General features: G+C 64.5%; 24 protein-coding genes and 4 tRNA genes. 19 read left to right on the plus strand and 9 right to left on the minus strand.

The genetic code is table 11. The features are described from left to right. The first annotated feature begins 130 nt into the window (after positions 1–130). On the plus strand, positions 131–655 hold the full coding sequence (locus VI26_RS14420; RefSeq protein ID WP_048410451.1) for a hypothetical protein: 525 nt from the start codon (positions 131–133) through the stop codon (positions 653–655). A 99-nt stretch (positions 656–754) separates the two neighbouring features. Here VI26_RS14420 and VI26_RS24605 read toward each other — a convergent pair whose 3' ends face one another. Beyond that, on the minus strand, positions 755–1,162 hold the full coding sequence (locus tag VI26_RS24605) for a DUF4124 domain-containing protein (RefSeq protein ID WP_156183893.1): 408 nt from the start codon (positions 1,160–1,162) through the stop codon (positions 755–757). A 218-nt stretch (positions 1,163–1,380) separates the two neighbouring features. Beyond that, on the minus strand, positions 1,381–1,830 hold the full coding sequence (locus VI26_RS14425; protein ID WP_048410452.1) for a YaiI/YqxD family protein: 450 nt from the start codon (positions 1,828–1,830) through the stop codon (positions 1,381–1,383). A 140-nt stretch (positions 1,831–1,970) separates the two neighbouring features. Between VI26_RS14425 and VI26_RS14430 the strand changes: the two genes are divergently transcribed. The 8 genes from VI26_RS14430 to VI26_RS14460 all read left to right on the plus strand — a co-directional run bounded on the left by VI26_RS14430 (position 1,971) and on the right by VI26_RS14460 (position 11,488). Continuing rightward, positions 1,971–3,140 (plus strand): isovaleryl-CoA dehydrogenase, encoded by a 1,170-nt coding sequence (locus VI26_RS14430; protein WP_048410453.1) that lies wholly within the window; start codon positions 1,971–1,973, stop codon positions 3,138–3,140. A 109-nt stretch (positions 3,141–3,249) separates the two neighbouring features. Then, entirely contained in the window at positions 3,250–4,848 is a 1,599-nt protein-coding gene (locus VI26_RS14435) for a carboxyl transferase domain-containing protein (protein WP_048410454.1), read from the plus strand. Between the two features lie 18 nt (positions 4,849–4,866). Next, on the plus strand, positions 4,867–5,730 hold the full coding sequence (locus tag VI26_RS14440; RefSeq protein ID WP_082151079.1) for an enoyl-CoA hydratase/isomerase family protein: 864 nt from the start codon (positions 4,867–4,869) through the stop codon (positions 5,728–5,730). A 215-nt stretch (positions 5,731–5,945) separates the two neighbouring features. Further along, the gene (locus VI26_RS25160) at positions 5,946–6,077 is read left to right on the plus strand and encodes a hypothetical protein (protein ID WP_255360814.1); all 132 of its coding nucleotides are present in this window, start codon (positions 5,946–5,948) and stop codon (positions 6,075–6,077) included. Then, a complete protein-coding gene (locus tag VI26_RS14445; RefSeq protein ID WP_048410455.1) occupies positions 6,067–8,034 on the plus strand; it encodes an acetyl/propionyl/methylcrotonyl-CoA carboxylase subunit alpha in 1,968 nt (655 codons plus the stop codon). Before VI26_RS25160 ends, VI26_RS14445 begins: the two co-directional genes overlap by 11 nt. Before the next feature lie 5 nt (positions 8,035–8,039). Next, positions 8,040–8,552: a GyrI-like domain-containing protein gene (locus tag VI26_RS14450; RefSeq protein WP_048410456.1), complete on the plus strand. Its 513-nt coding sequence runs from the start codon at positions 8,040–8,042 to the stop codon at positions 8,550–8,552. 12 nt (positions 8,553–8,564) lie between these two features. Continuing rightward, positions 8,565–9,476 (plus strand): hydroxymethylglutaryl-CoA lyase, encoded by a 912-nt coding sequence (locus tag VI26_RS14455; protein ID WP_048410457.1) that lies wholly within the window; start codon positions 8,565–8,567, stop codon positions 9,474–9,476. Positions 9,477–9,529: 53 nt separating this feature from the next. Then, a complete protein-coding gene (locus VI26_RS14460; RefSeq protein ID WP_048410458.1) occupies positions 9,530–11,488 on the plus strand; it encodes an acetoacetate--CoA ligase in 1,959 nt (652 codons plus the stop codon). 70 nt (positions 11,489–11,558) lie between these two features. On the opposite strand, the gene VI26_RS14465 is transcribed toward VI26_RS14460, so the two are convergent. The 4 genes from VI26_RS14465 to cysS form a co-directional block, all read right to left on the minus strand. After that, positions 11,559–13,208: a glycosyltransferase family 39 protein gene (locus VI26_RS14465; RefSeq protein WP_048410459.1), complete on the minus strand. Its 1,650-nt coding sequence runs from the start codon at positions 13,206–13,208 to the stop codon at positions 11,559–11,561. Positions 13,209–13,298: 90 nt separating this feature from the next. Continuing rightward, positions 13,299–14,225 carry a hypothetical protein gene (locus VI26_RS14470; protein ID WP_048410460.1) on the minus strand — a complete coding sequence of 309 codons (927 nt, stop codon included), beginning with the start codon at positions 14,223–14,225 and terminating at the stop codon, positions 13,299–13,301. A gap of 137 nt (positions 14,226–14,362) precedes the next feature. Then, positions 14,363–14,578 carry a 50S ribosomal protein L31 gene (gene rpmE, locus VI26_RS14475; RefSeq protein ID WP_043593861.1) on the minus strand — a complete coding sequence of 72 codons (216 nt, stop codon included), beginning with the start codon at positions 14,576–14,578 and terminating at the stop codon, positions 14,363–14,365. Positions 14,579–14,700: 122 nt separating this feature from the next. Next, complete coding sequence (gene cysS, locus VI26_RS14480; protein WP_048410461.1) at positions 14,701–16,074, minus strand: cysteine--tRNA ligase; 1,374 nt, start codon at positions 16,072–16,074, stop codon at positions 14,701–14,703. Between the two features lie 143 nt (positions 16,075–16,217). Here cysS and VI26_RS14485 point away from each other — a divergent pair, with 143 nt between their 5' ends. The 3 genes from VI26_RS14485 to VI26_RS14495 all read left to right on the plus strand — a co-directional run bounded on the left by VI26_RS14485 (position 16,218) and on the right by VI26_RS14495 (position 18,386). Then, positions 16,218–16,835 carry a UPF0149 family protein gene (locus VI26_RS14485; protein ID WP_048410462.1) on the plus strand — a complete coding sequence of 206 codons (618 nt, stop codon included), beginning with the start codon at positions 16,218–16,220 and terminating at the stop codon, positions 16,833–16,835. Between the two features lie 93 nt (positions 16,836–16,928). Then, a complete protein-coding gene (locus VI26_RS14490) occupies positions 16,929–17,750 on the plus strand; it encodes an undecaprenyl-diphosphate phosphatase (protein WP_048410463.1) in 822 nt (273 codons plus the stop codon). Between the two features lie 165 nt (positions 17,751–17,915). After that, a complete protein-coding gene (locus tag VI26_RS14495; RefSeq protein WP_048410464.1) occupies positions 17,916–18,386 on the plus strand; it encodes an NUDIX hydrolase in 471 nt (156 codons plus the stop codon). Between the two features lie 71 nt (positions 18,387–18,457). Here VI26_RS14495 and VI26_RS14500 read toward each other — a convergent pair whose 3' ends face one another. The 3 genes from VI26_RS14500 to folD all read right to left on the minus strand — a co-directional run bounded on the left by VI26_RS14500 (position 18,458) and on the right by folD (position 20,930). Continuing rightward, positions 18,458–19,039, minus strand: coding sequence for a hypothetical protein (locus tag VI26_RS14500; RefSeq protein ID WP_048410465.1), 582 nt, complete (start codon positions 19,037–19,039; stop codon positions 18,458–18,460). Positions 19,040–19,047: 8 nt separating this feature from the next. Next, positions 19,048–19,911, minus strand: a complete 864-nt coding sequence (purU, locus tag VI26_RS14505; RefSeq protein ID WP_048410466.1) for a formyltetrahydrofolate deformylase — start codon at positions 19,909–19,911, stop codon at positions 19,048–19,050. Between the two features lie 167 nt (positions 19,912–20,078). Next, positions 20,079–20,930: a bifunctional methylenetetrahydrofolate dehydrogenase/methenyltetrahydrofolate cyclohydrolase FolD gene (gene folD / locus VI26_RS14510; protein ID WP_048410467.1), complete on the minus strand. Its 852-nt coding sequence runs from the start codon at positions 20,928–20,930 to the stop codon at positions 20,079–20,081. A gap of 229 nt (positions 20,931–21,159) precedes the next feature. Between folD and VI26_RS14515 the strand changes: the two genes are divergently transcribed. The 7 genes from VI26_RS14515 to VI26_RS14545 all read left to right on the plus strand — a co-directional run bounded on the left by VI26_RS14515 (position 21,160) and on the right by VI26_RS14545 (position 24,270). Beyond that, positions 21,160–21,236: transfer RNA gene (locus tag VI26_RS14515), tRNA-Pro, on the plus strand. Positions 21,237–21,259: 23 nt separating this feature from the next. Next, a tRNA-Arg gene (locus tag VI26_RS14520) sits at positions 21,260–21,336 on the plus strand. A gap of 36 nt (positions 21,337–21,372) precedes the next feature. Further along, positions 21,373–21,448 (plus strand) — tRNA-His (locus VI26_RS14525). Between the two features lie 47 nt (positions 21,449–21,495). Beyond that, positions 21,496–21,571 (plus strand) — tRNA-His (locus tag VI26_RS14530). Positions 21,572–21,716: 145 nt separating this feature from the next. After that, positions 21,717–22,400 carry a GntR family transcriptional regulator gene (locus VI26_RS14535; RefSeq protein WP_048410468.1) on the plus strand — a complete coding sequence of 228 codons (684 nt, stop codon included), beginning with the start codon at positions 21,717–21,719 and terminating at the stop codon, positions 22,398–22,400. A 134-nt stretch (positions 22,401–22,534) separates the two neighbouring features. Next, positions 22,535–23,383, plus strand: coding sequence for a pirin family protein (locus VI26_RS14540; RefSeq protein WP_156183894.1), 849 nt, complete (start codon positions 22,535–22,537; stop codon positions 23,381–23,383). Positions 23,384–23,409: 26 nt separating this feature from the next. After that, complete coding sequence (locus VI26_RS14545; RefSeq protein ID WP_048410470.1) at positions 23,410–24,270, plus strand: pirin family protein; 861 nt, start codon at positions 23,410–23,412, stop codon at positions 24,268–24,270. Positions 24,271–24,348: the final 78 nt, after the last annotated feature.

Here is a 24,348-nt window from a genome sequence, read left to right on the forward strand (position 1 = left end):
TTGCCTAAATCTGGGCGGGCCGTGGCAAGGGCGCCCTTGGGCGCGCTGGACTGAAAGCCGGTGAGACTAACCTTGTCATGTGCCCGCCTTGCCGCCTTGCGGCTAGGCCCTTCTGCTCAGGAGGTTGCAAATGGTAAAGCCTGTCCATCCGGTGCTAGGCATCGAACTCTCTCCGTCCTCTGCTGAAACCCAAGACATCCGTCTGGACTCCGTATCCCCACTCCCACCGCTAGGCCCGCGCTCGCGCTACCGGTTTGCCGGTCCCCACGCCAAAGACCTCAGCCTGCCCTTCATACGCCGTATCGAAGGCCGCACCTATCCGCATTACTGGCAGCCGGCCGAGGCCAAGGATGAGTTCGAAGCCTGCGCCTTGGGTCGCCAGTACGCCGCCCATCTGGCGCAGTTGCTGAAGCTCAACCGCCAGCATTCCGGGCGCGGACTGCTGTTCCGCATCACTAACGACATGGATTTCAGCGAGCGCGGCCACCGCCGCAGCATGTGCAAAAGCTTCTTCAACTATCTGGAGATACTGCTGAACTTGGGAGTGCAACAGCTTGACCTGCCTAAGCATGTGGAGGCGGTGCAACGCTTCCATCTCAGCCTGGACGAATTGAACACCTTGCAGAGGAAGCCACGGCGGAAGAAAAAAGGCTAGGGCCTATCGGCATGTAAGCTGACCGCTCCTCATATCGTGAACATGGAGTGATATGAGGAAGCGGTCAGTTGGTGATAACACAAGACAAAGCTCGGTAGCTTAGTTACCACTCTGTGCTTCAGCCGCACATTGGATATATGCAGACATCAGGCGTTTCTTTGTTTTTACCCCATCAGTGTATTCGCTAAAACTGTCCGATTTTATTTTTTTCTCAGCACCTTCATACATGGCAACAACCTGATTACACATGTTTTTATGTAATTTATTTAAATCACTTTCGTTTGAGTTTGCATTAGCACTCGGGGAACGAACAGTATTCTTCTCAATCGGCGGTGGTAAGCCTAAATGGCTATCATGCAAGGTAATGGGATGGCTCTCTCCGTTGCAAGGCCTATCAGAATATAAAACCGTACCTCCCTCCGTTTTGCACTTATAGGCTTGCGCCAAAGCAGGGTAAGAACTTGATACTGTGATGGTGAGAAAGCAAATCAGAGGTAAAGCACGCATGTGAGTCTCCCCTTAGCATCTCTAGCGATTGCATAGCTTCCCAGCTACATCGACTCATTCAGGCCAGCAATATTTTATTCATAGCCTGTGCCGATATTGTTATCGCATAAATCGTGTAACGTCAGCACCAACCAGTTGGCAAAGTGGCGAAGATGATATGGGACGGGAAGCATAGGGAAGAGCCAATCGTATTAAAGCCCCCGCACGCGGGGGCTTTGTCAGGATTTTCGTTTGGCCAGCCAGATATCCAGTTGCCGGGCGAAAGCCTGGCGGTCCGCCTGGCTCAAGGGCGGCGGGCCTTCGGTCTGCACGCCGCTGGCGCGCAGCGTGTCCATGAAATCCCGCATCGTCAGCTGCGCGGCGATGGTGTCCGGCGAATACACATCGCCGCGCCAGTTCAGCGCCTGCGCGCCCTTGCCCAAGGCCTCGGACGCCAAGGGGATGTCGCCGGTGATCAATAGATCGTTCGCCGTGATGCGACGGACAATCTCGTTGTCGGCCACGTCAAAGCCTTTCGGCACTTGCAAGGCGCGGATATTCGGCGCCTTAGGCACCGTCAATAGCTGATTGGCGACGAACACCAGCTCCACGCCGGTGCGCTGTGCCGCCCGGCACAATGTTTCGCGGATCACCTTGGGACAGGCGTCCGCGTCCACCCATATCGTCATGTCTGTTCTCTGCATGCAAACCCGGCCATGATAACGGTTTCGCGCCGGTTTCCGTCGTTGCCATGTTGACGTTTACGTAAACGTAAGTAATGATAGAGCATATCACGCGAATCACGCGCGCCCATCAGAGGAGAGAAACCATGTACAGCAGCCTGCGCTTCGCCTTTGGCGACACCTACGATATGTTGCGCGAAACCGCGCGCGACTTCGCCCAAAGCGAAATCGCCCCGCGCGCCGCCGACATCGACCGCGACAATCTGTTCCCGGCCGATCTGTGGCGCAAGTTCGGCGATCTGGGCCTGCTGGGCATGACGGTGGACGAGCAGTACGGCGGCACCCAGATGGGCTATCTGGCTCATATGATCGCGATGGAGGAAATCAGCCGCGCCTCCGCCTCGGTGGGCCTGTCCTACGGCGCGCACTCCAATCTCTGCGTCAACCAGATCCACAAGAACGGCAACGACGAACAGAAGCACCGGCTGCTGCCCAAGCTGGTGTCCGGCGAATACATCGGCGCGCTGGCGATGTCCGAGCCCAACGCCGGCTCCGACGTGGTCAGCATGAAGCTGAAGGCCGACAAGGCCGACGGCGGCTACCTGCTCAACGGCAGCAAGATGTGGATCACCAACGGCGGCGACGCGGACGTGATGGTGGTTTACGCCAAGACCGACGTCAGCGCCGGCGCCAAGGGCATCACCGCCTTCATCGTGGAGCGCGGCTTCGCCGGCTTCAGCCACGGCAGCAAGCTGGACAAGCTGGGCATGCGCGGCTCCAACACCTACCCCATGTTCTTCGACAACTGTTTCGTGCCGGACGCCAATGTGCTGAGCGGCGAAGGCAACGGCGTCAAGGTGCTGATGAGCGGCCTGGACTATGAGCGCGCGGTGCTGGCCGCCGGCCCGCTGGGCATCATGCAGGCCTGCATGGACATCACGGTGCCTTACCTGAACGACCGCAAGCAGTTTGGCCAGGCCATCGGCGATTTCCAGCTGATGCAGGGCAAGCTGGCGGATATGTACGTCAAGCTGTCCGCCAGCCGCGCCTATGTCTACGCGGTGGGCCAGGCGCTGGACCGCGGCGAAACCGGCCGCCAGACCCGCAAGGACGCCGCCGGCGCCATCCTGTACGCGGCGGAGGGCGCCACTCAGATGGCGTTGGACGCCATCCAGTGCCTGGGCGGCAACGGCTATATCAATGAATACGCGACTGGCCGCCTGCTGCGCGACGCCAAGCTGTACGAGATCGGCGCCGGCACCAGCGAAATCCGCCGCTGGCTGATAGGCCGCGAACTGATGGCGGAAACCCGGTAATCGCGGCGGATACAGTGCCTGATGCCGCGTTGCGCTTCAGCCCCACCCGGCAAGCCCAATGCTCACTGACCGCACGCTTCGTCGACGGCGAATGACAAGGTAAAACGATATGCCCATCCTCGAATCCAAACTCTCGCCGCGCGCGGCGGACTTCCAGGCCAACGCCGACAAGATGCACGCGCTGGTGGCCGACCTGCGCGACAAGGTGGCCAAGGCCGCGCTGGGCGGCGGCGACAAGGCGCGCGCCAAGCACGCCGCCCGCGGCAAGCTGCTGCCGCGCGAGCGCATTGATCTGCTGCTGGACCCCGGCGCGCCCTTTCTGGAGCTGTCCCAGCTGGCCGCCTTCGGCATGTACGACGACGACGCGCCCGGCGCCGGCCTGATCAGCGGCATCGGCCGCGTCGCCGGCGTCGATTGCCTGATCATCGCCAACGACGCCACGGTCAAGGGCGGCACTTATTACCCGATGACGGTGAAGAAGCATCTGCGGGCTCAGGAGATTGCGCGCGACAACCGTCTTCCTTGTGTGTATCTAGTCGATTCCGGCGGCGCCTTCCTGCCCTTGCAGGACGAGGTGTTCCCGGACCGCGAGCACTTCGGCCGCATCTTCTACAACCAGGCCAATCTGTCCGCCGCCGGCATTCCGCAGATCGCGGTGGTGATGGGCAGCTGCACCGCCGGCGGCGCGTATGTGCCGGCAATGTCGGACGAAACCGTCATCGTCAAGGAACAAGGCACCATCTTCCTGGGCGGCCCGCCGCTGGTGAAAGCGGCCACCGGCGAGGTGGTGACGGCGGAGGAGCTGGGCGGCGGCGATGTGCACGCCCGCGTGTCCGGCGTGGCCGACCATCTGGCGCAAAACGACGCCCACGCGCTGTCCATCGCCCGCCGCATCGTGTCCGGCCTCAACTGGCGCAAGCAGGGCGAGCTGGACCGCGCCGAGCCGCGCCCGCCGCGCTACGCGGCCGAGGAAATCTACGGCGTGATCCCGGCGGACCCGAAAAAACCCTTCGACGTGCGCGAGATCATCGCCCGGCTGGTGGATGATTCCGAGTTCGACGAGTTCAAGCAGAACTACGGCGCCACCCTGGTCACCGGCTTCGCCCGGCTGAACGGCTACCGCGTCGGCGTCATCGCCAACAACGGCATCCTGTTCTCCGAGTCCGCGCTCAAGGGCGCGCACTTCGTCGAGCTGTGCTGCCAGCGCGGCATTCCGCTGCTGTTCCTGCAGAACATCACCGGCTTCATGGTGGGCAAGAAGTACGAGAACGGCGGCATCGCCAAGGACGGAGCCAAGCTGGTCACCGCCGTGGCCTGCGCCCGCGTGCCCAAGTTCACCGTGCTGATAGGCGGCAGCTTCGGCGCCGGCAATTACGGCATGTGCGGCCGCGCTTATTCGCCGCGCTTCCTGTGGATGTGGCCGAATAGCCGCATCTCGGTGATGGGCGGCGAGCAGGCGGCCGGCGTGCTGGCCCAGGTGAAGAAGGAACAGCTGGGCGACGCCTTTGGCGCCGAGCAGGAAGAAGCGCTGAAAGCGCCGGTGCGCGAGCAGTACGAACGTCAGGGCCACCCCTATTACGCCAGCGCGCGCTTGTGGGACGATGGGGTGATAGACCCGGCGCAAACCCGCGAGGTGCTGAGCCTGGCGCTGGAGGCGGCCTTGTCCGCGCCGATTGAAAACACGCGCTTCGGCGTGTTCCGGATGTGACGGCGAAAGGCGATACCGATGAGTTACTCCACGCTTGAAATCGAACACAGCGGCAAGACCGCGACGATCTGGATGAACCGGCCGGACGTTCACAATGCGATGAACGAAACCCTGATCGCCGAGCTGACCGCCGCCTTCACCCATTTGCAGTTGCAGGCGGACTGCCGCGCCATCGTGCTGGCCGGCCGCGGCAAGAGCTTTTCCGCCGGCGCGGACCTGGACTGGATGCGCCGCGCCGCCGGCTACGGCGAGGAGCAGAACCTGGCCGACGCGCAGCGGCTGGCGGCCATGCTCAAGAGCATCTACCGCAGCAAGAAGCCGGTGATCGCCCGCATCCACGGCGCGGCGCTGGCCGGCGGCACCGGCCTGGCCGCGGTCTGCGACGTGGCCATCGCCACCGAGGCCGCCAAGTTCGGCCTGACCGAGGTGAGGCTGGGCCTGGTGCCGGCCACCATCGGCCCCTATGTGGCCGACGCGATAGGCTGGCGTCAGGCGCGGCGTTATTTCCTGTCCGCCGAGCGCATCGACGCCGCCACCGCGCTGCGTATCGGCCTGGTGCATGAGCTGGTGCCGGCCGAGGCGCTGGACGCGCGCGTGGCCGACATCGCCGAGGCGATGGCCCAGGGCGCGCCGCAGGCGCTGTCCTCGGCCAAGGACTTGCTGGCCATGCTGCGCGAGGGCTCGCCCTGGGATGATCAATTGCTGGAGGATACCGCCGGCCAGATCGCCAGCGTGCGCGCCGGCGCCGAGGCGCGCGAGGGCCTGGCCGCTTTCTTCGAAAAACGCGCGCCGAGCTGGCTGGAAGCAGGCCTGGACGCCCCCTCTCCCCAACCCCTCTCCCACAAGGGGAGAGGGGCTTTGAGTGGCGACGTCGACCAGTGACTTTGACCAAACAAGATTCGGCGGTTGAAACGGCAACAACGCTTGATCACCCCTCTCCCCACTTCGCGAGTAAAGAGGCTTTGGGTGGCGACGTCGACAAGTGACTTTGACCAAAACAAGATTCGGCGGTTGAAACGGCAACAACGCTTGATCACTCCCCTCTCCCCTCGCGGGAGAGGGGCTGGGGGAGAGGGGTCCGACCATGAAAGATCACCATGTTCAATAAAATACTGATCGCCAAGCGCGGCGACCAACAGCCTTCAGGCTGTGCAGCTGCGCAGCAAAATAGCCTGAAGGCGCGGATGCGCCGTGGCGATTTCAGCGCGGGAGACCGCCATGTTCAATAAGATACTCATCGCCAACCGCGGTGAAATTGCCTGCCGCGTGATCAAGACCGCGCGCGCGCTCGGCGTCGCCACCGTCGCCGTCCATTCCGACGCCGACGCCGACGCCCGCTTCGTCAAGCTGGCCGACGAGGCCTACCGGCTGGGCCCGGCTCCGGCGGCGGAATCCTATCTGCGCGGGGACTTGATCCTGGACATCGCCCACCGCAGCGGCGCGCAAGCCATCCATCCCGGCTACGGCTTTTTGTCCGAAAACGAGGACTTCGCCGCCGCCTGCGAGGCCGCCGGCATCGCCTTCATCGGCCCGCCCGCCTCCGCCATCGCCGCGATGGGCAGCAAATCCGCGGCCAAGGCGCTGATGGAGCAAGCCCGGGTGCCGCTGGTGCCCGGCTATCACGGCGAGCGCCAGGAGCCGGACTTCCTGCGCGGCCAGGCGGACGCCATCGGCTACCCGGTGCTGATCAAGGCCAGCGCCGGCGGCGGCGGCAAGGGCATGCGCATCGTGGAAGCTTCCGCCGACTTCGAAGCGGCGCTGGCCTCCTGCCAGCGCGAGGCGCGCGCCAGCTTCGGCGACGACAAGGTGCTGGTGGAGAAATACCTGCCGCGCTCGCGCCATGTGGAAATCCAGGTGTTCGCCGACCGCCACGGCCAATGCGTGTATCTGTTCGAGCGCGATTGCTCGGTGCAGCGCCGCCACCAGAAAGTGCTGGAGGAAGCGCCGGCGCCGGACTTGCCGCCGGCCACCCGCGAAGCGATGGGCGCGGCCGCCTGCGCCGCCGCCCGCGCGGTGGGCTACGTCGGCGCCGGCACCGTGGAATTCATCATGGAAGTGCTGGCCGACGGCAGCCCCGGCCGCTTCTTCTTCATGGAAATGAACACCCGGCTGCAGGTGGAGCACCCGGTCACCGAGATGATCACCGGCCAGGACCTGGTGGCCTGGCAGTTGGCCGTCGCCAGCGGCCAGCCGCTGCCCTTGAGCCAAGAGCAGCTGCGCATCAACGGCCACGCCATCGAGGCGCGCATCTACGCCGAAGACCCGGACAAGGGCTTCCTGCCCGCCACCGGCACCCTCTACCACCTGCGCGCGCCGGTGGAATCCGCCGTCGTGCGCATCGATACCGGCGTCGTCGCCGGCGACAGCATCTCGCCCTTCTACGACCCGATGATCGCCAAGCTGATTGTCTGGGGCGAGGACCGCCGCCAAGCGCTGCAAAGACTGGACGCGGCGCTGGCCGATTACCAGGTGGCCGGCGTCACCACCAACATCCCCTTCCTGCGCCGCATCGTTCAGCACGCCAGCTTCGCCGGCGGCCAGGTGGACACCGGCCTGATCGCCCGCCATCACGATGCATTGCTGCCACCGCCCGCCGCGCCGGACGCGGAGCAATTGGCGCTGCTGGCGCTGGCCGAGGCGCTGGCCGCGCCCGGCGGCTTCCCGGTGGCCGCCGGCTGGCGGCTCAACGGCGCGCTCAGCCGCAAGCTCGTGTTCCACATCGCCGGCCAAGACTACCCGGTGACACTGCGCCATCTGGGCGACGGCTGCGAAATCACCGCCACCGGCAGGCAGTTCTCCGCCAGCGGCCGCCTGGACGGCGCGACGCTGCGCGCGCGGCTGGGCGATCAACAACGGGAAGCCGTCGTCGCCCGCTGCGGCCCGCAACGGGTGCTGTTCGCCGCCGGCCGCCGGCTGGAAGCGCAGTGGCTGGACCCGCTGGCGGTGGCCGCCGAGGACGTGCACGGCGAAACCCATCTGAAAGCGCCGATGCCGGGCCGCATCGTCGCGCTGCTGGCCGCCACCGGCGTCAAGCTCAACAAGGGCGAGCCGCTGCTGATCCTGGAGGCGATGAAGATGGAGCACACCATCCCCGCGCCGGCGGACGGCGTGGTCAAGGCTTTCTATTTCGGCAGCGGCGAGCAGGTCAACGACGGCGACGAGTTGGTCGACTTCGAAGCGGAGTGAACCCCATGGACCCCATCATCATCAATCATCCCGGCCTGAATCTGGCCGGCTACAGCATCGCCACCCGGATGGAGAACGGCGACAATCTGCGCCAGATTCCAGAATTCTGGGGCGAATACGCGGCCACGCTGCGCCAGCCGCTGCTGGCGGCGCTGGGCCGCGCCGACGCCGCCGAATACGGGCTGATCCACGACTTCGACCCGGACAGCGGCCGCTTCGGCTATATGATAGGGATGGAGTGCGCCCAGCCCTTGCCGCTGCCGCCCGGCTGCGCGCGGCGCAGCACGCCGCCGGCCAAGTACGCGGTGTTCACCACCCAGCCGGCCGGCAGCGACGCCGAGTTCGGCCAGGCGATCCAGGCGGCCTGGCGCTACATCATGCAGGACTGGCTGCCGGCCTCCAAGCAATGGGAGCAAGCGCCGCTGGGCTCTTTCGAGCGCTACGACGGTCGCTGCGCGCCGGAGTTGCCGCAACGCCAGATGGACATCTACATCCCGGTGCAGCCGCGCCGCCGCTAACGGAGAGCCGAAGTGCCGCAAGTGAAGATTGTGGAAGTGGGCCCGCGCGACGGGCTGCAGAACGAAAAACAGCCGGTGAGCACCGCCGTCAAGCTGGAGCTAATCCGCCGCCTGGCCGCCAGCGGCCTGAACACCATAGAAGCGGGCGCCTTCGTCTCGCCCAAGTGGGTGCCGCAGATGGCCGGCAGCGCCGAGGTGCTGGCCGGCCTGGACCAAAGCGGGCCGGCATCCTACCCGGTGCTGGTGCCCAATGAGCAGGGACTGGACGCGGCGCTGGCGGCCGGCGCGCGCGAAATCGCCGTGTTCGGCGCCGCCAGCGAAAGCTTCAGCCAACGCAATATCAACGCCAGCATCGCCGAAAGCCTGCAGCGCTTCGCGCCGGTGATGGCGCGCGCGCAGGCGGCCGGCGTGCCGGTGCGCGGCTATGTGTCCTGCGTGGTGGGCTGTCCCTACGAGGGCCGCATCGCGCCGGCCAAGGTGGCGGAAGTGGCGGCGCGGCTGCTGGACATGGGCTGCTACGAGATTTCGCTGGGCGACACCATAGGCGTGGGCACGCCGTCCAGCGTGCTGGCGATGCTGGACGCGGTGAGCAAGACTGTGCCAATGGCGCAGTTGGCCGGCCACTTTCACGACACTTATGGCATGGCGATCAGCAATATTCATGCGTGTTTGCGCGCAGGAATGATGACATTCGATTCTTCGGTTGCCGGCCTGGGCGGCTGCCCTTATGCTCAGGGAGCTTCCGGCAACGTCGCCACCGAGGACGTGGTCTATCTGCTGCACGGCGAAGGCCACGACACCGGGATCGACCTGGCCGCGCTGGTGGACACCGCCTGGTTCATCGCCGACGCGCTGGGCAAGCCGCCGGCCTCCAAGCTGGCGCACGCCATCGGCGGAAAACGCGCCGCCGGGCTGGAACGATAACAAGCCGCCGCCCGTCCATGGGCTGGCGCGCGGAGAAAATATCAGGAGAAAGCATGACCCCCGACACGCCCATCTGGACCCCCTCCGCCGGCCGCCTGGCCGGCGCTCATCTGACCGCCTTCACCAAGTTGGCCGAACTGTCCTACGACCGCAAGCTGAACGGCTACGCCGAGCTGTGGCGCGCCAGCGTGGCCGATCCGGCGCGCTTCTGGTCCTTGGTCTGGGATTACTGCGGCGTGATCGGCGACAAGGGCGCCACCGCGCTGAGCGACGGCGACAATATGCTGGCCGCCCGCTTCTTCCCGGAAGCGCGGCTGAGCTATGCCGAAAACCTGCTGCGCCGCGACGACGACGGCGACGCGCTGCTGTTCTGGGGCGAGGACAAGCTGCAGCGGCGCTGGAGCTGGCGCGAGCTGCGCACCCAGGTGTCCTTGCTGCAGCAGGCGATGCGCGGTGCCGGCATCCAGTCCGGCGACCGCGTGGCCGGCTTCATGCCCAATATGCCGGAAACCATCGCCGCCATGCTGGCCGCCAACAGCCTGGGCGCGGTGTGGACCAGTTGTTCGCCGGACTTCGGCGTGGACGGCGCGGTGGAGCGCTTCGGCCAGACCGAGCCCAAGCTGCTGTTCTGCCCGGACGGCTATTGGTACGCCGGCAAGGCGGTGGACATCCGCGCCAAGATGGCGGCGCTGGCGGAGGCGCTGCCCTCGGTGCGGCAAATCATCGTGGTGCCGTATCTGGGCGAAACCGGCGTGTTCGCGGAAAACGTGCCCAAGGCCATCACCCTGGCGGACTTCACCGCCGCGTATCAAGCGCAAGCGCTGAGCTTCGAACGGCTGCCCTTCCGGCACCCGCTGTTCATCCTGTATTCCAGCGGCACCACCGGCAAGCCCAAGTGCATCGTCCACGGCGCCGGCGGCACTCTGCTGCAGCATTTGAAGGAACAGCAGCTGCACGGCGATGTGCACCATGGCGACCGCCTGTTCTACTTCACCACCTGCGGCTGGATGATGTGGAACTGGCTGGTTTCCGGCCTGGCGTCCGGCGCGGCGCTGATGCTGTTCGACGGCTCGCCCTTCGTCGGCGAAGGCCGCACGCTATGGAACTACGCCGAACAGCAGCGCTTCACTCACTTCGGCACCTCGGCCAAATACATAGACGGCCTGCGCAAGAGCGGCATCGTGCCGATGCGGGAATGGAAGCTGGATTCGCTGCGCGCGGTGTTCTCCACCGGCTCGCCGCTGGTGGCGGAAAGCTTTGACTGGGTTTACGCCAATATCAAGGCCGACATCAATCTGGCCTCGGTGTCCGGCGGCACCGACATCGTGTCCTGCTTCGCGCTGGGCTGCGCCAGCCTGCCGGTCTACCGCGGCGAGCTGCAATGCCGCGGCCTGGGCATGGCGGTGGACATCTACAACGAATACGGCCGGCCGGTGCGCGGCGAAAAAGGCGAGCTGGTGTGCACCCGGCCGTTCCCGTCGATGCCGGTGGGCTTCTGGAACGACGCCGACGGCGGCAAATACCGCCAGGCCTATTTCGGCCGTTTCGACAATATCTGGTGCCACGGCGACTACGCCGAGCTCACCGCCCACGACGGCATGATCATCTATGGCCGTTCCGACGCGGTGCTCAACCCCGGCGGCGTGCGCATCGGCACCGCGGAGATCTATCGCCAGGTGGAGGTGTTCGACGAGGTGCTGGAAAGCATCGCCGTCGGCCAGCAATGGCTGGACGACGAGCGCGTGGTGCTGTTCGTGCGCCTGCGCGCCGGCGCGCGGCTGGACGAGGACCTGCAGCAGCGGATCAAGGCGCAGATCAAGACCGGCGCCAGCCCACGCCACGTGCCGGCCAAGATCATCGCCGTCGCCGACATCCCCAAGACCATCAGCGGCAAGATCGTCGAGCTGGCGGTGAAGAACGTGATCCACGGCCAACCGGTCAGCAATCTCACCGCGCTGGCCAATCCGGAAGCGCTGAAACTGTTCGAGAATCTGGACGAACTGCAAAGCTGAACCGGCGCGCGGCCCAAGAAAAACCCCCGAATCGGTTCCGATTCGGGGGTTTTGTCCATTCCCTCCGCGCTCAGCGCGGATGGACGCGCCGCAATAGCGCGAACTTCATATTGTCCTCGCGCGGGCGCGAGCCGTACCACAGCACTTCCCAGCCCGGTTCGGCCAGGCCCTCGCGCTCGGCGCGCACCACCAGCTGATAATCGCATGGCGGCGCATTGCCGGCCGGATAGGACACCAGGTCCAGGCCGGCGTAATAGCGCCAGCTGATCAGCGCCAGCTGGTTATGGCTTTCCGTCGCCACGCAGGCGGCATTGGCCGGCAGCGCCTTCATCATCCGTTCCACCACCGGCCGATAGCTCTTGGCGGCGTCGAACCACGGCAGCCACAAGGTCATGCCCAGGCCCCACAGCAGGGTCAGGCCCGCCGCCCAGTTGCTGATGGCCTGGCGGCCGCGCAAATGCTTGCGCGTCAGCGCCCACAGCCACACCAGGGTGGCGATCACCGCGCACACCGCGGCCAGGCTGGACACCTGCACCTGGTAATAAGGGCTGAAGTACTGGGCGCGCCCGGCCAGGCCCTGCGGCCAGCCGAAGTTCATCGCCGCCCAGCCGGCCCAGACCAGCAGCGCGAAGAAGCCGAAGGTCATCAGGCCGAACCAATTGAGGAAGGCCGCCGCGCCGCGCTTGAGATTGTCCAACTCCACCGCCGCCAGCAGGGACAGCGGCAGCAGCAGCGGCATCGCGTAAGTCATATTGGGCCGGCTGGACAGGGTCAGCAGGATCAGCACCACGGCGAAGAACATCAGCGGCAGTTGCAGCCGCGCCTGGTCCAGCCGCCCCCAGTTGCGGTACAGCGTCCAGCCGGCCAGCGGCCAGGCCGGAAACGCGAACCACAAGGCGTTGATGCTGTAATAGCCGAAGTCGTGGAATAGCTGCACCCGGCCAAAGCCGTTGAGCTGGCCCAGCGAGTAGTCGTTCCACCACAGGCTGAACGCCTCCGGATGGCTCTTGGCCAGCGCCAGCGGCCACACCAGGGAGGTGGGCGCGGCGATCAGCAGCGCCAGCAGCACGGTAATCGCGTATTGCTTGCAGCGCCAGGCGGAAAAGGCCGGCAGCAACAGCACCACCATCCACACCAGCATCAGCTCCATCAGACTGGCGCTGAGGAAGATCACCGCGCTGGCGGTGCCGAGCAAGGCGCCGGCCAGGCCGGGCGAGCGCAGCGTCAGCGACAAGGCGTAAAAGGCGGCGGCGAAGCCAGCGAAGCTGGCCACCACCGAAGTCAGTTGGTGGCCGGTTTCCACCAGGCCGACGCAGCCTATCAGCACCATCACCACGCTGCGGCCGTGGCGGCGGCCGATCAGGTCGCGGCCGGCCATGCCGGCCAGCAGCAGGGCCAGCGACATGAATAGCGGCGTGGCCAGCCGCGCGGCGTCGTGCGCCGCCAGCAGCCAGGGGGAAAACAGCTTGACCATGAAGGCCGCCACCCAGTAATACAGCGGCGGATTATCCAGGTAAGGCGCGCCCTGCACCGTCGGCAGCAGCCAGTTGCCGGTGTCCAGCATGCCTTGCACCGCGGACAGCACGAAGGGCTCGTCCGGCTTCCACGGGTCGTGGCCCATGATGCCCGGCCACAACCATACGAAGCACAGCAGCAGCAAGATCCACGGCTTTTCCGTCGGCTTGGCCAGGGTTTGCGATTGTTCCGAATAAGTAAGCATGAGTCTCGTTCAAACGGTTTCAGGAGAGCTCGAACCGGCCTGGAGCGCGGCCCGATCGCGGCCGGGCGCCGTTGGCGTTCGAGCTTCCCCTCAGTCGGCGGACGGCAGCGTGCCGCACAGGCGGGCCAGCAGGATGCGCCAATCCACCTTGCGCTTGGCGATGGAATTGCGCAGCTTGTTGCGGCGGCGCTGGCGCTTGTGCTCGGGATCGGCCTGTATCGTCTTCAGCCGCGCCTCGTCCCAGGCGAATTCGCCGCAGAACTCGGCCTGGCGCGCCACATCCCAGTCCGGCGCCATGCCGGCGAACACCTCAGCCAGGTAGAGCGGCGCCTCGTAACTGTAGTTCCAGTAGTGATGCAGCGCATCCCCCAGCGCCAGCGGCTGGCGGCCGTCGCAGGCCACCAGCGACCACGCCAGTTGCTCGGTCCAGTTGCGCGCTTCCACGCGCGGCAGCAGGAAATCGTTGACGCGCAAGGCGGTTTCGAAGAAAGCCACCATGCCGGCGGAGGCGCCGACCACGCCGGCGTTCCACATCGCCAGGCCCTGGGTATCGGCCACCCCCATCTTGCGCAGCTCGGCGCCGTGCTTGTCCACCGCGGCCAAATAGTCCGGGAAGAAGCCGGGGCCGAACACGCCCTCGTTGACGTGCATGCAGCTGGCGTTGCCTGCTTCCAGCCGGGCGAACAAGTCGTCCGGCACGCGCAGCCAGCGGGTGTCGCAGTCCACGTACAGCACCGCGGTGCCCAGTTCGCGCGCCGCTTTCAGCATCACTTCCAGCTTGATGCGGTGCACATAGTCGAACTGGCCGCGATAAGCCTGCAACTGCGCCCGGCTCAGGGTTTCGGTGCGGACCAGCGGATGCGCGGGCACGCTGTCCGGCGCGTCGGTGTACACCATGATCTTCACGTCCTGCCGCTGTTGCTTCAGCAACAGGTGCAACAGGCTCAACACGGAAAAGCGGGTCTGGTCGTAGTATTTCTTGCCGCCGTGGGACAGGTAAACGATGTGGATCGCCATGGCCTCAACCTTGCAGATAGGGATGCGCGCGCCGCCGGCCGGGAGCTGCCAGGCCCTGCCGCCGCCGGCGCGCCGGAATCATAGAAAAAAGGCAGCCTGAGCTGCCTTTTTCTGGGTGTCCAACGTATCCTCGGCGCTTAGCGCTTGAAGAAGCCGCCGAACTTCTGGTTGAACTTGTCAACGCGACCGGCGGTATCGACGATCTTTTGCTTGCCGGTGTAGAACGGGTGGCAGTTGGAGCAAACTTCAATGCCGAACGCGTCCTTGGACATGGTGGACTTGGTCACGAACTGGCTACCGCAGGAGCAGGTAACGGTCAGGTCTTTGTAAGTCGGGTGAATATCGGTTTTCATGTGTCTTCCTTTCAAATCGGGTACAGGGGATTTGCCTGTACTGCTTGCGAAACTATCGATTATCCGCGCTTTGCCGCCGCTTGACAAGTGCCAAATCCACTGTCAATGGCGGCGGCCACGGATCAGGCGCGGCGCCAGATGGTGCCCTGGGCGCCGTCTTCCAGCACGATGCCCTTGGCGGTCAACTCGTCGCGGATACGGTCGGACTCGGCCCAGTTCTTGGCGGCGCGCGCGTCCTTGCGCGCCTGGATCAGCGCTTCGACCTCCTCGGCCGACAATTCGCCGGCGCTGACGCCGCCCTTGAGGAAGTCCTCCGGGTCGCGCTGCAGCAGGCCCAGCACGCCGCCCAGATCCTTCAGCAGGCGCGCCTGCAGCGGGTCGCGGCTCTTGTTGACTTCACCGGCCAGTTCATACAGCACCGCCACCGCTTCCGAGGAGTTGAAATCGTCGTTCATCGCCGCCTGGAAACGCGCGGCGAACGGGTCTTGCCAGTCTATGCCGGCGGAGGCCGGCAGCTCCAGGCCGCGCAAGGCGGTGTAGAGCCGGGTCAGGCCGTGCTTGGCGTCGGCGAGGATGCTGTCGGTATAGTTCACCGGGCTGCGGTAATGGCTGCGCACGATGAAGAAACGGATCACCTCGCCGTCGAAATGGCCCAGCACGTCGCGGATGGTGAAGAAATTGCCCAGCGATTTGGACATTTTCTCGCCGTCGACATTGATGAAGCCATTGTGCAGCCAGTAATTGACGTACTGGTGGCCATGGGCGCCCTCGGACTGGGCGATTTCGTTCTCATGGTGCGGGAACTGCAGATCCTCGCCGCCGCCGTGGATGTCGAAATGCTCGCCCAGATGATGACAGCTCATCACCGAGCATTCGATATGCCAGCCCGGACGCCCCTGTCCCCACGGGCTGTCCCAGGACGGCTCGCCCGGCTTGGCCGCCTTCCACAGCACGAAGTCCAGCGGATCACGCTTGTGCGGGTCCACTTCCACCCGCTCGCCGGCGCGCAGCTTGTCCAGGGTGCGGCCGGACAATTTGCCGTAGCCTTCGAATTCGCGCACCGCGTAATACACATCGCCGTTGTCGGCGGCATAGGCCTTGCCGTTGGCGATCAGCTTCTCGATCAAGGCCACCATGCCCGGCACGTGCTGAGTGGCGCGCGGCTCGAAAGTGGGCGGCAGCAGGCCCAGCGCGGCGGCGTCCTGATGCATGTCGGCGATGGTCTCTTCCACCAGCTGCTGCGGCAGGATGCCGCGCTCGGCGGCGCGCTTGATGATCTTGTCCTCGATATCGGTGATGTTGCGCACATAGGTGACGTCGTAACCGGACGCGTCCAGCCAGCGGTAGATCACGTCGAAGGCCGTCAGCATGCGCGCATGGCCGATATGACAGAGGTCGTACACCGTCATGCCGCACACGTACATACACACCTTGCCGGGCTCTATGGGTTTGAACTCTTCTTTCTGGCGGGTCAGGGTGTTATACACGGTCAACATGATGGAAACCTATTATGAGGTTGGGTCAAAAAAGGACAATTGTAACAGAGCCGTCAAGCCCTCCGCACCGCGATTATGCGGACGCCCATGCGCGCGGCGGCCAGATCGCGGATAATGGGCTTTTACCCTAGCCTCCGCCCGCCATGAGCCATACTCCGCTTTCCGACGCCGACTACCAACGCCTGGCCGCCACGCTGAATCGTTTCCTGCCGCAGCAAGGCATGAACCTGGAGCGCCTGGACGGCTTTTTCGCCGCCCTGCTCTGCGGCCCCGAGCAGATCAAGCCGACCGAATGCCTGCCCGCCATCATCGGCGACGCCTTCGACGACGATGCAGCCTTCACCAGCGACAAAGCGCTGGAACAGTTTGTCCGGCTACTGGGCGGCCACTGGCTGGACATCGCCGCCACGCTGCGCGAGGACAGCGGCTTTCAACCGTGGCTGGACGCGGATGCCGCCGGCGAGATCCGCGGCAACGATTGGGCCGAGGGCTTCGCCGAGGGCATGCAGTTGCTGAACGAGGACTGGGGCCTGCTGTTCGACGATCCGGAACAGGCGCCGCTGCTGGAACCCATCCTGACCCTGGCCTTTGAGCGCAATCCGGACCCGGAAGTGCAAGTGCCGGCCTTGACGCCGGAACAGCGCGAGCAATGCCTGGCGGCGCTGTCCGACGCCGTGCACGGCATTTACCGCTTCTTCGCCGCCATCCGCCAGCAGTTGGAGCAGGAAGAAGAAGCACTGGAGCGGCAACAAAGGCATTGAGCCGCCGCCGGGCGCGCCTGGTCAACCGGATGGCGGCGGCGACGTTGATAAGCAGGCCGGCTCACGCCGCCTCCCACCGCCACAGGACCCACCATGAATGCCATCGAAGCCCTGCTGTTCGCCATCATCCAAGGCATCAGCGAACTTTTCCCCGTCAGCAGCCTGGGCCACGGCGTGCTGATTCCGGACTGGCTGCACTGGTCCATCAACCGCACCAGCCCGGACTTCCTGCCCTTCATGGTGGTGCTGCATCTGGGCACCGCCGCCGCGCTGCTGCTGTACTTCCGCCGCGACTGGCTGCAACTGATAAGCGGCTTCCTCAAGGCCGGCGGCAAGGCGTCCAACCCGGACACCCGGCTATTGTGGCTGTTGATCGCCGGCACCATTCCGGCCGGCCTGCTCGGCCTGCTGCTGGAGAAGCAATTGCGCGCGCTGTTCACCAGCGCCACCGCGGTGCTGATCTTCCTCAGCCTGAACGGCCTGCTCCTGCTGTGGGGCGACCGCCTGAAAAAGAAACAAGCCCACCTGGATCTGGAGCGGCTCAGCCTGTCCGGCGCGATCAAGATAGGCGCCGGCCAGGCGCTGGCCTTGCTGCCCGGCTTCTCCCGCTCCGGCGCCACCCTGGTGGCCGGCCTCGCCCATGGCCTGGACTACGCCTCTTCCGCGCGCTTCTCCTTCCTGCTGGCCACCCCCATCATCGCCGCGGCCGGCGTGCTGGAAGTGCCCAAGCTGGCGCACAGCCAGGCGCCGACCGGCTTGCTGCTGACCTGCGGCCTGCTGTCCGGCGCCTGCGCCTACGCCAGCACCTGGTTCCTGATGCGCTACTTCAAGAAAAGCGAAATCGAATCCTTGCGCCCGTTTGGCTACTACTGCCTGCTGGTCGGCGTGGGCGGCCTGCTCGTCAAGCTGCTGTGACACCACATGCCGTTATGCATGAGTCGCGCGCAAACACCATTCAAAACAGATATCTGGGCAAAACTTGACCACAGCGTGTTGGACTGATCGGTCTAGTGCTTTAGAATGAAAAAATAAGATCCAGGGCCACTCCATAGCGGTGGCCCTAACTAATTTTTTTGAAGAATGAGTGTTTTGGAAGAAAAAAGAAACGAGCGTCTGCCGGCCGACCTGGCCAGGCGCGCAACCGCCATCATCGAACTGCCCGATGGCGTGCTGGTCACGGCGGCCCGAGGCGGCCGGTACAATCTTCCTGGCGGCAAGGCCGCCCGCGGCGAACTGCGCTCCCAGGCGCTGATCCGTGAAGTGCGGGAAGAAACCGGCCTGCGCATCAACTCCATGCTGTATCTGTTCGATCACATCACCCCGTTCAACGCGCACAAGGTCTATCTGTGCATCGCTCAGGGCCAGCCGCGCCCGCAGGGAGAAATCGAACGCATCGCCTTGGTGTCCTCGCCGGACACCGACATGGATCTGTTCATCGAGGGCCGCGCCATCCTGCGCCGCTACGCGCGCTTGCGCGGCGAAGTCACCGCCAAGGGCGACGCGCTGCGCGCGCTGCTGGGCCTGGCGCGCTATATCGCCAAAGTGGACTGACGCCACCGCCGCGATGCAAAACAGGACATGCCTTGGCATGTCCTGTTTCATTTTCCGGCTCAGGCTACGGCTCAGATGCCGGTAATCGGCGCCGAACTCTCCGCCCCGCGCGCGCTGTCCGCCACGCCTGCGGGCAGATCCACCCAGCCCGCGGCCGAGCCCAGCGACAAGGCGCCAGCCAACAGCACCATGGCCACCGGCGCGAACAGCAAGACCCCCAGCGCCACTCGCAGCCGGTGGATGCCCGACACCACGGCCAGCGCATTCACCAAGACCAGGATGCCGAAGATGGACAATACCGCGTTGACCGCCAGCGCCACATCGTCCGGCAGCCAGCTGGTCAGCGGCTCGATGAACTGCAGGCCGCTGGCCACCGCCACCAGGCCGAACAGGGACTCGCGCCCTTCCCACTTGGCGAAGCGCAGCCACAGGCCGATGAAAGCGGCGAAACACAGGGTTTCCGCCAGCGTGAACAGCACCATGAACAGCATGCGGCCGGTCAGGTTGTCGCCCAGCTCCGCGGTGTCGGCGCTCGCCACCAGGCCCAGCAAGATCAGAAACACCAGGGTCTGCCAGCGTGGATACTGATAGGCATCCAGGGGCTTGACCCGGAAGCGCAGCAAATCCACCACATCGTCAATCAGCAGGCGCATGTCCGCTCTCAGTCAAAGACTACCGTCTTGTTGTTATAGGACAGCACGCGGTTGTCCATATGCCAGCGCACGGCGCGCGACAGCACCACCTTTTCCAGGTCGCGTCCTTTCTGGATCAGGTCGTCCACTTCGTCGCGGTGAGAAATGCGAGTCACTTCCTGCTCGATGATCGGGCCTTCGTCCAGATCCTCGGTCACATAGTGGCTGGTGGCGCCGATCAGCTTCACCCCGCGCGCAAACGCGCGATGGTAGGGCTTGGCGCCGTCGAAGGCGGGCAGGAAGCTGTGATGGATGTTGATCACCCGGTCCGGATAGCGCTCGACGAAGCCCTGGGACAGGATCTGCATATAGCGCGCCAGCACGATGAAATCGACGCCGGCCTCTTCCAGCAGGCGGAACTGCTCGGCCTCGGCCTCTTCCTTATTGTCCTTGGTGACCTTGATCACATGGAAGGGAATGCCGTTGAACTCCACCAGCCGGCGGCAGGTTTCGTGATTGGAAATCACCAGCGGGATCTCGCAGTCCAGCTCGCCGATGCGCCAGCGGTGCATCAGGTCCACCAGGCAATGCTCGTACTGCGACACGAAGATGGCCATCCGCGGCTTGCGGGTGGACAGCGACACCTTCCAGTTCATCGCGTGCTCGTCGGCAATCGGCTGGAAGGCGGCGGCGAAGTTCTCCATCGGCAGGGTGAAGCCGTCCACATCCCACTGCACCCGCATCAGGAACAGGTTTTCACTGGTGTCCTGATGCTGGTCCGCGTGCATGATGTTGGCGTTGTAGGTCATCAGGAAGTTGGCGATCGCCGCCACCAGGCCCTTTTTGTCCGGCGCGCTGATCAACAGCGTGGCCGATTGCTTGTCTTGACTCATGATCGAATTCTGTCGTTACTGCAAACTAAAACCGTCGATTTTACGATAGCCGGGCCGCCAGCGTCTCGCTTTGTTTGCAAGCGCCTGCCACCAAAATGGCGCCGAGAAACAAAAACGCCACCGCCGCGGTGGCGGCGATGGCGTTTTCGGCCGAACGGGCAAGCCGTTCAAGCATGCATATTGGCGGAATCCAAGGTGTTCTGCAGCAGGGTGGCCACCGTCATCGGGCCGACGCCGCCCGGCACCGGGGTGATGAAACCGGCGCGCTCGGCCGCCGTGGCGAATTCCACGTCGCCGCACAGCTTGCCGCTGTCCAGACGGTTGATGCCCACGTCGATCACCACCGCGCCCGGCTTGATCCACTCGCCCTTGACGAAGTTGGGGATGCCCACCGCCGCCACCACGATATCGGCCGCAGCCACTTCGGCGGCCAGATCGGCGGTGGCGCTGTGGCACACCGTCACCGTGGCGCGCGCCAGCAGCATTTCCAGCGCTTGCGGACGGCCGACGATATTGGACGCGCCGACGATCACCGCCTTCTTGCCCTTGGGATCAATGCCGTATTCTTCCAGCAGCGTCATCACGCCGCGCGGCGTGCACGGCCGCAGCAGCGGCATCTTGATCGCCAGCCGGCCCATATTATAGGGATGGAAGCCGTCGACATCCTTTTTCGGGTCGATGCGCTCGATCACCGCTTGCGGATCGATCTGCTTGGGCAGCGGCAATTGCACCAGGATGCCGTCCACCTCCGCGTCCGCGTTCAAGCGGTCGATGATGTCCAGCAGCTCCTGTTGGCTGGTGTTGGCCGGCAGGTCATAGGCCAGCGAACGGATGCCGGCTTTCTCGCAGGAGCGCTTCTTGCTGCCCACGTAGACCGCGGACGCCGGGTCCTCGCCCACCAGGATCACCGCCAGCGCCGGGGCGCGCTTGCCCGCTGCCACGCGCGCCTGCACGCCCTCGCCCACCTTGGCGATCAGTTTTTCCGCTACCGCTTTACCGTCAATCCGTTGTGCTGCCATGGGCCGATTCCATAAAAGAAGCTGAAAAAGAAGGCGCATATTCTCGCATTTTTCCGCTGCTTCTGAAATGGCGCTGCGCAACAAAACTTACTTAACATCAAGATAAATAAAGAAAACCGCCATCCAGCCTTCCACTTTCCCGATATTGCGCCTCTCAGCGACCGCAATTTAATTGCAAACGGGTGTTGACAGCCTAAATCGCCATCCGTATAGTTGCGTTCTCTGTCGTCGGGGCGTAGCGCAGCCTGGTAGCGCACCTGATTTGGGATCAGGGGGTCGCGAGTTCGAATCCCGCCGCCCCGACCAGCAGTAAGACGGAGCCCGACCGAGCGCCCGTAGCTCAACCGGATAGAGCACCGGCCTTCTAAGCCGGGGGTTACAGGTTCGAGTCCTGTCGGGCGCGCCAAGATTTTTGTAGTACAATGCAGTCGTTGTTTCAGTGGTGGATGTAGCTCAGTTGGTAGAGTCCAGGATTGTGATTCCTGTTGTCGTGGGTTCGAGCCCCATCATCCACCCCACCCTATTCAAGTTGCCGCCCTAGGGCGTTGACTCACCGCTTTCTGCGGTGGATGTAGCTCAGTTGGTAGAGTCCAGGATTGTGATTCCTGTTGTCGTGGGTTCGAGCCCCATCATCCACCCCAAGCCTTAAAAACCCGGCCTAAACGCCGGGTTTTTTCATTTTGGCGACCCCTAAGGTCAGTTTTGGGCCTTGTCTGACAGTTCAAGCTCCGTATAATCGAATACATTCGCATGACACCGCTTGACTGACCTAAGACACCCACCACCATGACCACCTTGCAGCCAATCAAGCGCCAGACGCTCACCAGTGCCGTAACCGAATCCCTGCGCCAGCGCATTCTCTCCGGAGAATTCGCCGATGGCCAACAGCTGCGCCAAGAAGCGCTGTCCAATGAATACGGCGTCAGCCGGGTGCCGGTGCGCGAAGCGCTGCGCCAGCTCGAAGCCGAAGGCCTGATCCAGATCATCGACCACAAAGGCGCGCTGGTGTCCAAGCTGTCGCTGGAAGACGTGCTGGAACTGCTGGAAATCCGCGCGATGCTGGAAGGTTCGGTGCTCAAAGCCGCCATCCCCTGTCACACCAGGGCCGATCACGATCTGGCCCAGCAAACCCTGCGCGAATTCGAACAAGCGCTGCGCAACAACGACGTGCGCCACTGGGGCGAATTGAACTCTCGCTTCCATCTTGCGCTGTACCGAGCCGCCAAGCGGCCAAACACGCTGGCGCTGATCGAGCAACTGCACAATAAAACCGACCGCTACACCCGGATGCAGATCTTGTTCACCCGCACCATGGAACGGGCGCACGAGGAACACAGCAAACTGCTGGAGCTGTCACGCCAAGGCAAGGCAGATGAAGCCGCGGAATTCATCCGCTTTCACATTCTGTCCGCCGGCCACGCGCTGGAAGACTACCTGCGCAACCAAAGCCCGCAGAACGCCTTGAGCTGAAACCCGCCGCTCCGTCTTCAAATTATTTGAACCTGGCGCGCAATTCTTTGCGCTATCAAGCGCCATGGCGGCGCGTAATAATCCGATCATGCCAACCGCCGGACGCGAGTCCGGCCCCACAGGGAGACATGGTCATGCAACACTCTTTCATCAGCCGGGAAGCAGAGCGCCTGGTCGACGGCCAAGCGGTGACCGACGGCGCAGGCGTGCGCCTGCTTCGCGTGCTCACCGCCGATCTGCAGCGACGGCTGGACCCATTCCTGATGCTGGACGAATTCCGCTCCGACAATCCCGGTGATTACATCGCCGGCTTCCCCAGCCATCCGCACCGGGGCTTCGAAACCGTCACCTATATGCTGGCAGGCCGCATGCGCCACCGCGACAACGCCGGCAACGAAGGCCTGCTCGGACCCGGCGGCGTGCAATGGATGACCGCCGGCCGCGGCATCGTCCATTCCGAGCTGCCGGAACAGGAAGACGGCCTGATGCATGGCTTCCAGCTGTGGCTGAACCTGCCGGCGGAACGCAAGCTGTGCGCGCCGTGGTATCGCGACATTCCCGCAGCCGAGATTCCAACAGCCCCTGCCGACGGCGCGGCGCGGCTGATCGCCGGGCGTTGGCGCGGCCAGGCCGGCGCGGTGGAGCGGGAGCTCACCGAACCGCTCTATCTGGATCTGCATCTTGACGCCGGAGGCGAAGAGGCGCTGGAGATACCCTCCGGCCACAACGCGTTCATCTACGTCTACCAGGGCGAGGTCGCCGTCGGTGCGCAGCAACGCGGCGTCAAGGCAAGGCAGATGGCGGTGCTGGACAATCGCAACGGCGGCAACGGCGTCAGCGTTCGCGCCGAGATCGACAGCCGCTTGTTGCTGATTGCCGGCAAGCCCTTGGGCGAACCTATCGCCCAGTGGGGGCCGTTTGTGATGAATACCCGCGAGCAAGTGGAAGAAGCCATCAGCGATTTCCGCGACGGACGCTTCTGACCCGCATGCCATTGCCTGGAGGCATTATGCCGCTACTCACCCAAACCATCGCCAGCCTGGACCGCGACATCGGCTTTCCGGTACGCCGACTGCTGCCCACCCGCCAGGCGCGCCGCGTCGGCCCCTTCGTGTTTCTCGATCACATGGGCCCGGCCCATTTCGCCGCCGAAGGCAGCGCCGGTGATGTACGGCCGCATCCGCACATCGGCCTGGCCACCGTCACCTATCTGTTTTCCGGCGCGATGATGCATCGCGACAGCCTGGGCACGGTGCAGCGCATCGCGCCCGGCGCGGTCAATCTGATGACCGCCGGCAGCGGCATCACCCACTCCGAGCGGGTGCCGGCCGACATCCGCCAGCAAGGCGTGGCGGTGGAAGGCATGCAGTTGTGGCTGGCGCTACCGGATGAACTGGAGGAATGCGAGCCGGCCTTCGCCCATTACCCGGCCGAGGACTTGCCGCGCTGGAACCAGAACGGGGTGGAACTGAACCTGCTGATCGGCGAAGGCTGGGGCCATCGCTCGCCGGTCGCCTATCCGCTGCCGGTGTTCTACGCCAGCGCCGCCATGCCGGCCGGCGCGCGCTTGGCGCTGCCGCAAGGCGTGGACGAACTGGCCGCCTATGTCGCCGCCGGCGAACTGGACGTGGACGGCGCCACGCTGAACGTCAACGAATTGGGCCTGCTGCAAACCGGCCAGGGCGGCGAACTGCTCGCGCTCAGCGACAGCCGGGTGATGCTGCTAGGCGGCACGCCGCCGGCCAGCCCGCGTTATCTGGACTGGAACTTCGTGTCCAGCAACCGCGATCGTTTGGCTCAGGCGCGCGCGGACTGGATTGCGCAGCGCTTCCCGATGGTGCCGGGGGAGACGGAGTTCATTCCCCTGTGAGAACCTGTTTACGATCTACTACGCTTCGGCGATACGGCGTTGAAAACGCCTTCAAAATGCTCATGTACAGTGTGTACA

The organism is Chromobacterium sp. LK1, assembly GCF_001043555.1.
Lineage (GTDB): Bacteria > Pseudomonadota > Gammaproteobacteria > Burkholderiales > Chromobacteriaceae > Chromobacterium > Chromobacterium aquaticum.